Below are 13,530 nucleotides of genomic sequence, written 5' to 3'. Positions count from 1 at the left end.
ATCTGCTATCCTTAAATCTCATGCGATCAGCCGCGCCCTGGTAACTTGCTGGTATCTTGGCGCGGGGTCGCGTCAGTCTAAAACATGTTGCGACGGAGTGGCAGCCGATTTTCCGCCCGCATGTCCCCCCGGCATATCCCCCTGTCCGGATCGGCAGGAGGGAGGCGAGAGCCGGGCAGACAGGCTCAGCTCTCGCGGAAGGCGCGGTTGAGATAATCGGTGAAGGGCTGCAACAGATAGGCAAAGGGCGTGCGGCTGTTGGTCTGGATAAAGGTCTCCACCGGCATCCCCGGCACCAGCACATTGCCCTCGGGCAGGCGGGCGGCCTCGCCTTTGTTCAGCCGCACCTCGACCACGTAATAGCTGCGCCCGGTCTGCGGATCGACAAAGGAATCGCCCGATACCGTGCTCACCGTGCCAAACAGCGTCGGCGTGGTGCGCTGGTTGAAGCTGGAGAAATTCAGGCTGACCGGCTGGTTGAGATAGACCTGATCAATGTCCGACGGCGCCACCTGCGCCGAAATCACCAGCGGCTGGCTCTGCGGGATCAGATACATCAGCGGATCCGCCGCCCGGATCACCGATTTGCGGGCAAAGACATTGAGATCATAGACCACCCCCGCCACCGGGGCGCGCACCTCCAGCCGGGACAGCCGCTGCAGGATCACATTGCGTCGTTCGATCAGCTCCAGCTCACGCACCTGCAGGTCGCGCAGGGTGGTGATCGCCTCTTCGCGCCGTGCGCTTTTCTGGTTGAGGATCTCCAGACCCAGTTCGGTCACCTGCCCTTCGGCCTGGGCCTTCTGGGCGGTCAGCGCCCCGGCCTGACCGCGCAGCCGTGACTGTTCGCGCTGCAGCGACAGCACCCGGCTGGACTGTGCCAACCCCTGTGCCAGCAGGCTCTGCTGGTTTTCCAGCTCCTGGCCGATCAGCACCAGCTGTTCCTGCAGCGCCGACTGCTGCGCCTCGATGCCGTCGATCTGGCTCTGGATCTGGCCGATCCGTTCCTGCAGGCGGCTGATGCGGGCGCGCAGATTGACCAGGCGCGCTTCAAACAGGCGTTTCTGACCGTTGATCAGCTCTTCGGTCTGTACATGGGTGCCGCTCAGCTCGAACAGCAGCTCGGCAAAGGTGATGTCCTCGGCCTCGTCGCGTTCGGCACTGTAGCGGCTGCGCCGGGCCAGGGTTTCGGCCAGCTGACCTTCGACGATCTGCCGTTCGGCCAGCAGCTCCGACGGCTCCAGCCGCAGCAACAGCGCGTCCTCCTCGACCAGATCGCCCTCGCTCACCAGCACGTCGTCGACAACGCCGCCATAGGGGTGCTGCACCACCTGCCGGTTCTGCTCCACCTTGATGGAACCGGAGGCAATCACCGCACCGGAGATTTCCGCCGTCGCCGCCCATTGGCCAATGCCGCCTACAAGCAGCCCCAGCGCCAGCAGCCCGGCAATGGTCAGCCCACGGATCGGGTAGGATTTGGATGTATCGCTCATGCTTTTGCCTCTGCCTGTTTCGGAGACGGCTGTTTCTGGACCGGCGTTTCCGGGGCCGAAGTGGCTGCCTCCTGCGACAGCTGTGCCGTATCGTCTTCTGTGGCCTGTGCTGCGACCTGCACTGTAGCCGGTTTCGGGGCTTGTTTCGGGGCCGGTTTCTGCTGGCCGGCCTGCGGGTTCTGCAGATGCTCACGCAGCACCGCATCCTTGGCCCCAAAGGCCCGCTGCGCCCCGTTGTCGAGGATCAGGATCAGGTCGCAGAGCTGAATCGCCGCCGGGCGATGCGCCATGATGACCACCGCACGGCCGTCCTGTTTGGCATGGGCCACCGCCAGGTTCAGCGCCTGGCTGCCTTCATTGTCGAGGTTGGAGTTCGGCTCATCCAGCACCAGAAGCACCGGATCGCCGTAAAGGGCCCGCGCCAGGCCGATGCGCTGCACCTGCCCACCCGACAGCCGGGTGCTGGCCACCCGCACCGGCGTGTCATAACCCTGCGGCAATTGCAGGATCATGTCGTGGACCGCGGCCTTGCGGGCGGCAGCCACCACCTGATCGGGATCCGGCATCATCGACAGCCGGGCAATGTTTTCGGCAATGGTGCCGTCAAACAGCGTCACCTGCTGCGGCAGATAGCCGATGTAGCTGCCCAGATCATCCATGTCATATTGATTGAGCGCCGCCCCATCGAGGCGGATCTTGCCCGAGACCGGGTGCCAGACGCCGATCAGCGCCCGCGCCAGCGAGGATTTCCCCGCCCCCGAGGCCCCGATCACCCCCAGCGCCTGCCCGGGCTGGATATTGAAATTCAGCCCCTGCAGGACCGGTTTGGCCACCTGCCCCGGCGCCACCGGCGGCACCAGGGCCACGCCCTGTACCTCCAGCTTGGCGGCCGGGCGGGCCAGCTTCATCGGCGCCGGGCGCTCCGGGGTTTCGCTCAGCATCTGCGCCAGCCGCTCCTGCGCCTGCAGGGCGCGCTGCACCAGAGCCCATTGACCGATCAGCGTCTCGATCGGAGCCAGAGCCCGGCCCATGATGATGGAGGAGGCGATCATCACCCCCGGTGTCAGCCCTTCGGTCAGCACCAGATAGGCGCCGGTGCCCAGCATCGCCGATTGCAGCGCCAGCCGGAAGGTGCGGGTGGCGGTGCTGAACCCACCGGTCATATCCGCCGCGCTCAGCTCAGATCCAACCGCCTGGCTGCGCAGCATCCGCCATTTGGCAAAAGCCGCACGGCGCATTCCCAGCCCCTGGATCAGCTCGGCATTGTTGCGCATCCCGTCCGAGACCTGATGCGCCGAGGCGGCCATCATGCTGGCATTCTCGACCGGCGCCTTGGAAATCATCTGATTGGCCAGGGCAAAAGCCACCAGCACGCCACCGCCGATCAGCGCCAGCAGACCCAGAAGCGGATGGAACACCGCGATCAGCCCCAGAAACAGCGGTGTCCAGGGCAGATCGAAAAAGGCCGAAACAATAGGAGAGGAGAGCGCCTTCTGCATCGCCTCCAGATCCCGCAGCCCCACCTTGGCGATGTCGTCATTGAAGCCGGCCGCCGATTTGTCCTGCACCGCATTGAACACCCGGGTTTCCAGCTGGTCATGGAACCGCGCCCCGACCCGTGCCAGGATCCGGCCGCGCACGTAATCCAGAATGCCCATGATCAGGAACAGGAATCCCGCCAGCACCGTCAGCGCCACCAGCGTCTCCAGCGAGCGGCTGCCCAGCACCCGGTCATAGACCTGCATCATATAAAGCGGGCTGGTCAGCATCAGCAGATTGGCAAAGAAGCTGAACAGGCCGATCAGCCAGAAGGCGCCGCGGTTGCCCCTGCGGGCCTTGCGGATCTCAGCCAGCCCCGCCTTATGCGCCGATCCTGATTGCTGTGCCGAGGTGCGTGCCATTGACGTATTGCCTTTGTCTGGGTCACCCGGACGGGCAACCAAAAGTAAGAAGTCCAAGAGACCCGGCCACCCGCAAGAAAGATCTGGGCAGAGCGGGCCGGGATCAGGGGGATATGCCCGGACACGCCCGGATGCACAATGGCTCCTGCCAATGGCGATGGGCGCCCCTGTTCTCCGGGCATCTCTGCACAGGGTCAAAAGCACAGCCGCCGGAGCCTTGTCAAACAGCTCTCCCCGTTCCTCATAGAATAGGCGGCAGGCGCGGCGGCGCGGCATCACTGGCCGCCCGCAGGCAGCCGCCCTGCCACAGGGGGGCGCAAACCGGCCGCCTCCCCGCTGCTCAGATTGACATCCAGCCCCCCCTTCGCTAAGGCCCGACAGCGCATCCGGCACCTGCCGCCCAACGTGGAGCAAGCCCTTATCATGTCACAGGTTTCCTCTCAGACCTCCGGTATCAAGACCGTTGCCGAGACCGCCTTTGAGGCTCGGTTTGCACCCCGGCTGGTGGCGCCAGAGGCCTATCACGACCTCAATGACGTGATCCTGTTCATGCATATCCCCAAGACCGCGGGCATGTCGGTGGGCAAGGCGCTGCAGGCGGCTTTTGACATTTTTCACCCGGTCTCCTGGGAGAACACCAACCAGTCCTTCCGCAACAAGACGCGCAAGGCGCTCTACCGGCGCAGCGATGAGGCCAACCCCTGCCGTCAGGTGCTGATGGGGCATTTCGCATGGTCCGACGTCATGTACTGGCGCCATCAGGAACTGCCGCTGAAATGCGCCACCATCATCCGCGATCCGCTGGACCGCTTCGTGTCCAACTACCGCTACAACACCTCCGACAAACACCCCCAGCACGAGGCCTTTGCCGCCCGCTACCCGACGCTGGAGGCCTATGCCCAGGCGCTGCCGCTGGACTATCAGCTGTCGCTGATGACCGGCGCCTTCTACTCCTTTGATCACGCGCTGGAGAAGCTGAACCGCTACTACAGCTTTATCGGCGTGACCGAACATCTGGGCGCCAGCCTGCAGCATTTCCGCCGCAGCCACGGTCTTGCGGCCGAACTGGCCGAGCATCGCGAGAACACCGGCAGCACGGCAAAAGCCGCCGAAGAGATCCCCGATGCGGTGCGCAATATCGTCGGCGAGAAAAGCCGCAACGACGCCCGCCTGCACCAGCTGGTGAGCCGCTGCTACGGCTGACCGGCATGCAGCGGCCACCCCGGGGCATGTGCCTGCCGCAAGCCCCGGCAGCCTGCTGACCGCCCCGAACCACCGCCCCCCAGCCGGCCCGCCCTCGCGATTCCCCCGGCCTGCTCTGGCCTGCTCCAACAGGGACACAGCCCCGGCAGCGGGCCAGAGATTCTCTGTCCGCGCAGCTGCCCTTGCGTCAGATCTGGCCGGATTTGACCGGTTTTTCCCCGCATCGGGGCGCTACCACCTTCCTACACCAAAGGGCGTAGTGTGGAAAAAGTGAAACTCTCGACGGCATATGGCGGAGATTGCCCCGAAAAAAGCCGATTAATTTAAATCAAAGCTCTCTTTGCGCGAATAAAATGTGAAAGAAATCGCGCGCGTCATTTAAAACGCCGGGGCGGAATGTTGATAAATGAAAAGCCTGTCCGGCCATGGTGGCAAAAACCACACACCCTGAAGGAGAGGGAATGGCAGGGGTCAGGAATTCCCTACCCTCATAGGATGTATTAACAAAGAGTTAACAAAGAGTTAACAAAGAGTTAACAAAATGCGCAGAATCTTCGCAAAACGTCAAGTTCTACCGCAAAAATAGAGGCCATTCCACAATAGCTCCCGCAGGCCCGCCGCAACGCACCCCCTATGGGGCATAGAGTTTGCAAAAAGACTCCGCCTTTTCAACCCTTAAAATGGGTGTCTCCACCAGAAATCCCCGCCGTGCCCTCCCCCCGCGGCGTGGCGGGAAGGGCACGATTTCGACATCTCCGCAATTCCTGACCCCTCTGGCGCAAGTTTCCTTGACAACAGACCCCCATCCAGAGAGACAGAGAGCGGTAAAACCTTTGCGGGCATAAGGCAGGCGCGTTTGTTCGCAGAAATCGACGAGCATTACTACGGAGTAGAAAATGGCTAATATTAATGCAGCAGCTGGTGTGACCGTTGTCGCAGGCAGCACAAGCGATGACACAATCACCCTGACCGACGCAATCGGCGCGAACAGCATCGACGGCAACGGTGGTGCGGATACGCTGACCCTGAACAACGCGGCTGACACTTTTGTCGCACAGGTTGCCACTCTCGCCTATGACGACACAACCGACACCTGGACTGTCTCCACCGCGTCGCTGACCGAAGGCTTCACTTCTGTCACTCTGGCTGATGGCGTGACCATCGAAGCCGGTGTTGCGTCCGAGGGCATCATCCAGCCCGCATCCGTCAACAGCGGCGCAGCAGCGACCCTGACCACCATCAACAGCTATGACTGGGACGGTGCGGACGCGGCAGTAAACGCCTTCACCGCAGCATCCATCGTCAGCGTTGACGGCCAGGACATTGCAACCGTTGGCAGCAACTTCGTGAACGCTGATGGTGCTTTCACCGTCAACAGCGGTGCCCAAACTGTGACCTTCACTGCGAACACCGCAGCGATTGCCGCACAGGGCAACGTTGGTGACGACGCATCCTTCTCCTACGAAGTTGTTGTTGCAAACGCAGCTGGCACCGAAACCCGTACCGTCACTGTGACCTATACCGCAGAAATTCCCTTCACCACCGGTGACGACACATGGGAAGCTGGCACAGGCGCAGCGGCCAACGTTAACGAAAACGCCGACTTCGGCGGCGAAGACCTGGGCAACGACACCTTCAACGGCAACGATGAAGACAACACCATTACTGCAGGTCTCGGCAATGACACCCTGATCGGTGGCAACGGCGACGACGTGCTCGACGGCGGCGCCGGTAGCAACGTCATCCGTGGCGGCAATGGCATCGACACCATCACTGTAACTGGTGCAACTGCAACCGATGCAAACACCCTGGGTGGCGGCGCTGGTGCAGACGACATCACCGGTGGCGCTGGTGCTGACACCATCTTCGGCGGCAACGGCGACGACAGCAACCTTGACGGTGGCGCAGGCAACGACGTCATCAACGGTGGTGCAGGCGAAGACACCCTGGTCGGCAACACTGGCGACGACGAACTGCGTGGCGGTGACGGCGACGACAATCTGGACGGCGGCGCTGGTGCCGACGAACTGCGCGGCGGTGCTGGCGATGACTCCGTAAATGGTGGCGCTGGTGCCGACATGATGTATGTCAGCCTCGGCAACGACACCATGGACGGTGGCGCAGACGATGACACCTTCATCCTGCGTGACGACAGCGGTGCGACCCTCATCAACGGTTTCACAACCGGCGACAAACTGAACGTCGAAGGTCTGGGTTACAACGACCTGGCCGACGTTCTGGCCATTGCTTACCAGACAAGCGCAGGTGTGGTCCTCGATATCGATGCTGACACCACCGTGACCCTGGCAAGCCTGACCCTGGCAGACCTGGACGCATCCGACTTCGACTTCGCCTAATCCGCGCTGTCACAGTCTTAGGGAAGGCCCCGCTTTGCGGGGCCTTTTCTTTTGCGCGGGAGCGCTGTTGTCTGTGCTGGTTTCTTTGCCGGGGGATTGCACTGCGCAAAGAAAACCCCCGCAGATCCCTGCGGGGGGTGAGGGTCCAGCGCCCGTTTTCCTGTGGGTGACCGGTTCAGGCCTCCACCAGATCCAGCAGCTGATCCGCCGTATTGAGCGGATCCCGCGCCAGATCCTGCCGGGCGCATTCCGCCTCGGCCCCGGCCTTCAGCTCCTGCAACAGCTCTTTTGTCAGCACCGGATCACCGTCAAACCCGCCCGCCGCTGTGCGGCCACCATTGGCCACCTCCGGGTAGCGGTCGAACTCCAGATCAAAGAAGCTCTCCGGTCCCTCGGGATCATAACGCTGCGCGAGCCTGCGATTGATGTCGTCAAACCGCGCCAGAAAGCCCTGCATCTCCGCCCGCGACGGCAACAACGGCCCATCCTCCGGCAGCTCCCGCAGGATCTGTTCAAAACTGCTCTTGGGAAATCCCTGCTGACGCAGCCACAGCCCCGCCAGAATCTGGCTGCGCGACCAGGCCTCGTTGTCACGCGGCGGATTGTCCGGCGGCGTCAGCCCCACCAGATTGTAAAAATCCAGCACCGTGTCGCCGCCCACCAGATCCCTGCGCTGGAAGCGGCGCACGGTGACATTCCCGGCCCCGAACATCTCCTCCCAGCGCGCCAGTTTGGTGGCATAGTCGAAATAGCGCATCATATGCGGCCGATAGACCGGCAAGGCCTGCAGCTGCGCGCCATAGAACTGATAGGCCGTCTGCCCCAGGATCACCTGTTTGCGGTGCGACAGCGCCAATGTGTCCTGACGGCGCAGATAGGCCACCACGTTGATCTCGTCGAAATGCTCACGCAGCCGCCTGTGCAATGCCCGGATATCGTTCGGGTTCATCAGCCAGAACAGCATTTCCGTCGCGATGATACAGTCGCCACACTCCCGCTGATCCGCATCCGCCATGCGCCGCTCCAGAAACGGCCAGCGCAATTCGGAATACATGTTCCCTCCCATCTTGTGATTGCGGATGAGAGGGTTGAAATCGACCCGGGGCTTTGCATGCAGATAACTCCAGCTGCCCAAGGTCTGTTGCATCTGGCCTTGTCGCAGCGCGATCTGCAACGAAGTCGATCCCGTCTTATGCGACCCTATATGCAGCCAGAGCTTACGCTTTTTTTTTTCCAGATAGGGGCTTGGGGGCACGGGGCGCTCTGCCGCCGCAGGTGTGCTGCCCGTCCTCTCCGCCGCGACCGCCGCCAGCGCATCACGATACAGCTGCGACAGCACCTCGCGCGCCGAAGGGTCATTCTGCAAGGCCTGCATCCGGGCGCGCTGGCCGGCCTCCACCCCCTCGGCAAAACCCTCCTCGCGCAACAGCCGCTGCACCACCGCGACACTCTCGCGCACTGCCTGCAGCGGCGACCAAGCCACCAGCGTCTCCGGCGGGCAGATCTCCGCCTGCGCCCCCACATCGGAACAGATCGGCACACAGCCGGCCTCGATCGCCTCATAGCAGACCAGCGCCAGCCCTTCGTTCGAGGACGGCACCAGGAGGATATCGCTCTGCCCCAGAAGGCCCGGCACATCGGTGCCTGCGGGATGCAGATGCACCACATCCGCCAGACGGTAGCGGGTCAAAAGATGTTCCACCGCGCCGCGATAGGGGCCCTCGCCCACCATATCAAAGCGGAAATCCACGCCGTTGCGTTTGCCCCAGGCCCGCAGCCGCCGGATGATCGACAGCGCCACCACCGGGCGTTTCTGATGCACCATCCGCCCGACAAAGGCGACGCGGCAGCGGGTCTGGCCCGCGCGGATCCGCACCGGCACCACGTCAGCGCCGCGACGGCTGTCATCCAGCAGACGCCCCAGCACCAGCTTGCTGCCATAAACCCGGAAGCGTTCCTTGTAGAACCGCTCCAGCTCGCCGCTGATCACATGGTGATGGTCGATAAAATTGCTCCAGACACCGGAAATCCGCGGATAGCCGCCATCGGCATATTCCACGATATGGGTGCTGTCGAGATTGACCACATGCGGATGGCGCAACTTGATCGTCGGCAGCGCATCATAGAGCGGCACACAGTGGTGATTGTGGGTGAGGATGATGTTTTCCTGCGCAATCAGCTGACTGACAAAGGCGCTGGTCTGGCTGCGCGGCAGATAGCGATCGGTGCGGATCAGCTGCAGGCGCGGATCTTCCGGCAGCTTGGCCAGCAGCCGTTCGGGACCTTCCTGCCCGACCATGACAAACACCCGCAACCCGGCGTCCAGCGCCCAGCGGATGCTGTCGATGCCAAGGCTTTCGGCGCCGCCCACATCCAGCCAGTGCAACCCGATCAGGATTGCCGGATCCTTGCCGCCATGGCGCCCCTCAGGGGCCATCGTCTGGGTCTCGAAGATGCCACGCGAACAGGCCAGGCGGGAGAATTTATGCCGGGCGGGAAGCTTGCGCCAGCGCCGGGCCTCGATCTGGTATTTCATCTGCTCCGCCAATATCGGCGAGAGCGCGTGAATGGCGCGATATTTGCGCGGCCGTTTGTGCCAGGCCACGCCGCCGGCACTTTCGCGGACCGCCACCTGACGCGGCGAGGGGATGGTGACAAACACCCGCTTGCCCGGCAGCGCCGGGGTTTCCTGCGGCCCGGTGCGCAGATTGCCGATATAGGTCAGCGCCATCATCTCGGCGCCATAGGACATATCCTGCGGCTGCACCGCCGGGGTCGGCAGCTTGGCCTCTTCCCACCACATATGGGCCTCGACCGGGATCTCGGGGTAGAGCGTCTCATAGATGAAACGGATCTGGGCGATCTCCTGATCGATATACTCTCTGTCCTGAGACATGGGGGCTCCCTGCCTGTCCTTTTGATCTGTGATACATCTGTCCGGCGGATCCGGCGCTGCGGGTGGTTTTGCGGGCAGATCTCGCCTCAGACGCCGGTATCGGGGTCGGGGCGGATGATCGGCGGGTTGAAGGAGCAGCCCTGCCAGATCGCCTTGTAGACCTCACGGCGCAGCGATTTCTCCACATTGCCCTGGCGCATCTGCCGCCGCACCCCGCGGGCAAAGACCGCCACCCCGGCCCAGCCCTGTTCGCGGCGGCGGAACGAGGCCTCATTGCGCGCACCATAGCGGAATTTCCAGATATTGGCCTGGTTCACCAGCGAATAGTTCACGCCCTTGTTTTCCGGCACATCATGGACCACCACGCTGTTGGGGCAGTAGATGCCGGGATAGGATTTGGCGATACGCTGGGTGTATTCGGCGTCATCGTACCAGATGAAATATTCCTTGATCGGAAAGCCATGTTTCTGGATCGCCCAACGCGGCACCAGCACCGAGACAAAGGAGCAGGAGCCGACCAGGAAATAGGGCGTCTCGGGGCTGTAGAACCGCGGCCAGTCCCAGACCGTTGAGGGCGTGTTCATCTCGCAGAGATCGCCATTGGTCCATTTCACCGCCGAACAGGCAAAAGACGGCCGCCAGGTGAACCGCGCCTCGAAATCCTTGATGCCGGTCAGCAGCAGCTCAATGGCATTGGGCTCGGGATAGGCGTCGTCATCGCTGAACCAGATGAAATCATAACCTTCCTCATAGGCCACCCGCGCGCCCTCGTAAAAGCCACCGGCGCCGCCGATGTTTTCCGGCAGGCGCACATGCTGAAACCGGGGGTCGTCCTTCTGCAGCTGGCTCAGCCAGCTGCCGGTTTCATCGGTGGAGGCATTGTCGATCACAAAGACCCGTTCCGGCAGGCAGGTCTGTGCCTGCAGGGCGGCGATCACGCGCTTCAGCTTGTCCAGCCGGTTATAGGTCACGATGACCGCGGCAAGGGAGGAACGGATATTCATGGCTGATCCTTCTGTGGCGCAGCCGCGGCTGCGGCATGTGCAAGGGCGCGGGCGGGCGGTGGTGTCTGGGCCGGCCTGTCAGATGTGGTGGCGGCGCTCTGTGTGGCGGGCGGCGCTGCGGTCTCGGATACGGTCGGCATCTCCGCCTCGGGGTCCAGCGGATCGCCATTTTCATCCAGCCCCAGACGCGCATTCTTGTGCCGCTCAATATCCTTGATCCGGTGGCTGTGGAAATAGGAGGGCCATTTGCCCTGCCGTTCCAGCATACCTTCGATGATCTTGGCCATGACGGTCAGATTGCGCAGATGTTCGGGGCTGAAGAACTGACTCGGATCCAGCGAGGGCGCACGCGGGGCGGATTGTTTTTCCATGTCGCGCAGCGCGTTCCGCAGGAGCGGCCGGCCGCCAAAGAATTCGCGATCCATGATCTCGGCATCGCTGCGGTAGGCGGCGGTGGCGGCCTCGGCCAGATCCCGCGCCATCACCAGTTTGCGCACCTTGGCCTCGCTCTCGCTGCGCGAACGGTCCAGCTGGCGCGACAATTCCCAGCCCAGCGTATGGCGCAGCCAGGGGTCCTGCTCCTGGAACTGGCCCTGCAGGAAATACATCAGCGCCAGCTCGCGCACGGTCATGGCCTGGTTTTCAGGCTCGAATTCCTCCACCGTGCAGGGCCGCCCGTCAAAGGCCACCTCGGCGAAATCATCCAGTACCGAACCGTTTTTCAGCTCCTTGCGGATCATCGGGCGCAGGGTGAACTCATCGCCGAACAGCGCCCGCCACTGGGCAAAGCGCGGCGCGTAATGGAACCGGCCATTTTGCAGATTGTGGTCAAAGAAGTCCTGCATGCTGTCGCGATACCAGCCGATCTTGATCTGCTCGGCATAGCTCGACAGGATCCGCTGCGCATGGGGGCGCACATAGGCCACGATATGGATACGATCGGCGCAGCCGCGAAAGAAGGTCTCGACCAGATCGTGGAATTCCGGTGCCGGGATGTTTTCAAAGGCCTCGGCGGACAGCACCGCATAATCCGCATCCGAGGCCGCAATCTGGGCCGCCACCTCTTCCAGACCATCGCGATCCTCAAGATGCTTGGGCAGGGGGGTGCCCTTGCGATAGCTGGTGATGAACCCGGTCAGGTAATTATGGTTGAGCTTGGCCGGGTACAGCAGCTTGGCGTCATGCAGCTGAATGCTGCCAACAGCCAGCGCGTTCTGAATGGTGGTGGTCCCGGTCTTGTGGTCGCCGATGTGAATCACAAGCGTCTTGGGTCTGGCTCCGGTCTTGTCGCTCATCGGCTCCATCTCGTTTCTGCATCAGCCTTGTTTTCCAGCGCCCAAGCCCTACTCTAACATCCGGCACGGGTCCAGACCAAGCCGCCGCCCCGGCAGCGGCCCGCCCTGTCACATCCGCCTGTCACATCCGCTCCGATCCGCTCAGAGCGGCGCCACGAAGAACGCAGGCACCCGGGCGTTCTGCGCCTCAGCCGCCAGGAACCCGCGGGCGGTGTCCAGCGCCTCGCGGATGGTCACATCCATATCGAGATAGCGATAGGTGCCCAGACGGCCGACAAAGGTCACCCCTTGGGCCTGTTCCGCCAGCGCCACATAATCGCCCAGCAGCGCCTTCTCCTCGACCTGGCGGATCGGGTAATAGGGGATGTCCTCGGGCTCTGCGGCGCGGGAATATTCGCGGTAGCAGACCGAGCCGTCGTGGCTTTCCCAGGGGGCGAAATGCTTGTGTTCGGTGATGCGGGTATAGGGCACCTCTTCCTCGCCGTAGTTCATCACCGCGCAGCCCTGATAATCGCCCTGATGGGTGAAGCGTTCGAAATCCAGCGTCCGGTAGCCAAGCCGCCCCAGCTGATAGTCGAAATACCCATCCAGCGGCCCGGAGTAGAACACATGGTCAAAATCTGCCGCCTGGGACTGATCAAAAACAGTCTCTAACTTGACCGTTATGCCCGGATGATCGAGGATTTTGGCGATCATCGCGGTATAGCCGTCCTCCGGCATGCCCTGATATTTGTGGAAGAAGTAATTGTCGTCGTAGTTGAACCGCACCGGCAGCCGCTTCAGGATCGAGGCCGGCAGCGCGCTTGGCGCCACGCCCCATTGCTTGATCGTATAGCCCTTGAAAAACGCCTCATAAAGATCGCGCCCGACAAAGCGCAGCGCCTGTTCCTCAAAGGTCTGCGGATCGGTGATGGAGGTATCGGCCTGTTCTTCGGTGATGAAATCATGCGCCTCTTCGGGGCGCAGGGTCTTGCCGAAGAACTGGTTGATCGTATGCAGGTTCACCGGCAGCGAGAACACGCCGCGCCGCCCCTCGGGGTCCAGGCTGGTGGTCTTCACCCGGTTCTTATAGGGCAGGAAACGCGCGAAACGGTTCACATAGTCCCAGACCTCGCCGTCATCGGTGTGAAAGATATGCGGCCCGTAGACATGTACCATGACGCCGGTCTCGGCGTCGCGCTCGGTATGGCAATTGCCGCCGATATGGCTGCGGCTGTCCATGACCGTGATCCTGTGGCCTGCCTCGGCCAGATGCCGTCCGATCACAGCACCCGAAAGCCCTGCGCCCACCATCAGTATATTCACCCCGGCACCCCGTCCTGTTTGCGTCCCCTGCCCTTTTTGTCAAACAATCCAGAGGCACACAAGGTTCGGTTTCCGC

At 62.5% G+C, this 13,530-nt stretch carries 8 protein-coding genes; 2 read left to right on the top strand and 6 right to left on the bottom strand.

Annotated features, from left to right (window positions below; all coding sequences use genetic code 11):
- Positions 1 to 185 precede the first annotated feature (185 nt).
- Together VXL81_RS13005 and VXL81_RS13000 are read right to left on the bottom strand one after the other, a co-directional pair.
- Positions 186 to 1,493 carry an HlyD family type I secretion periplasmic adaptor subunit gene (locus VXL81_RS13005; protein WP_340547853.1) on the bottom strand — a complete coding sequence of 436 codons (1,308 nt, stop codon included), beginning with the start codon at positions 1,491 to 1,493 and terminating at the stop codon, positions 186 to 188.
- Complete coding sequence (locus VXL81_RS13000) at positions 1,490 to 3,394, bottom strand: type I secretion system permease/ATPase (RefSeq protein WP_416554613.1); 1,905 nt, start codon at positions 3,392 to 3,394, stop codon at positions 1,490 to 1,492. The genes VXL81_RS13005 and VXL81_RS13000 overlap by 4 nt, the downstream gene beginning before the upstream one ends.
- Before the next feature lie 423 nt (positions 3,395 to 3,817).
- On the opposite strand from VXL81_RS13000, the gene VXL81_RS12995 reads away from it, so the two are divergent.
- Positions 3,818 to 4,597 (top strand): sulfotransferase family 2 domain-containing protein, encoded by a 780-nt coding sequence (locus tag VXL81_RS12995; RefSeq protein ID WP_416537067.1) that lies wholly within the window; start codon positions 3,818 to 3,820, stop codon positions 4,595 to 4,597.
- Positions 4,598 to 5,493: 896 nt separating this feature from the next.
- Positions 5,494 to 6,954 (top strand): calcium-binding protein, encoded by a 1,461-nt coding sequence (locus VXL81_RS12990; protein ID WP_416544864.1) that lies wholly within the window; start codon positions 5,494 to 5,496, stop codon positions 6,952 to 6,954.
- A 175-nt stretch (positions 6,955 to 7,129) separates the two neighbouring features.
- Here the strand turns inward: VXL81_RS12990 and VXL81_RS12985 are convergent, their stop codons facing one another.
- The 4 genes from VXL81_RS12985 to glf form a co-directional block, all read right to left on the bottom strand.
- Entirely contained in the window at positions 7,130 to 9,850 is a 2,721-nt protein-coding gene (locus tag VXL81_RS12985; protein ID WP_416554611.1) for a glycosyltransferase family 4 protein, read from the bottom strand.
- A gap of 86 nt (positions 9,851 to 9,936) precedes the next feature.
- Positions 9,937 to 10,854 carry a glycosyltransferase family 2 protein gene (locus VXL81_RS12980; RefSeq protein WP_340547848.1) on the bottom strand — a complete coding sequence of 306 codons (918 nt, stop codon included), beginning with the start codon at positions 10,852 to 10,854 and terminating at the stop codon, positions 9,937 to 9,939.
- The gene (locus VXL81_RS12975) at positions 10,851 to 12,149 is read right to left on the bottom strand and encodes a hypothetical protein (RefSeq protein ID WP_340547847.1); all 1,299 of its coding nucleotides are present in this window, start codon (positions 12,147 to 12,149) and stop codon (positions 10,851 to 10,853) included. Before VXL81_RS12975 ends, VXL81_RS12980 begins: the two co-directional genes overlap by 4 nt.
- 141 nt (positions 12,150 to 12,290) lie before the next feature.
- Positions 12,291 to 13,454, bottom strand: a complete 1,164-nt coding sequence (gene glf, locus VXL81_RS12970; protein ID WP_416535232.1) for a UDP-galactopyranose mutase — start codon at positions 13,452 to 13,454, stop codon at positions 12,291 to 12,293.
- Between the last annotated feature and the right edge of the window lie 76 nt (positions 13,455 to 13,530).

This window comes from Phaeobacter sp. JH204B (assembly GCF_048055755.1).
GTDB classification, from domain to species: domain Bacteria; phylum Pseudomonadota; class Alphaproteobacteria; order Rhodobacterales; family Rhodobacteraceae; genus Phaeobacter; species Phaeobacter bryozoorum.
The sequence above is the reverse complement of the archived record's forward strand: the minus strand, read 5'-3'. Positions and strand labels throughout refer to the sequence as shown.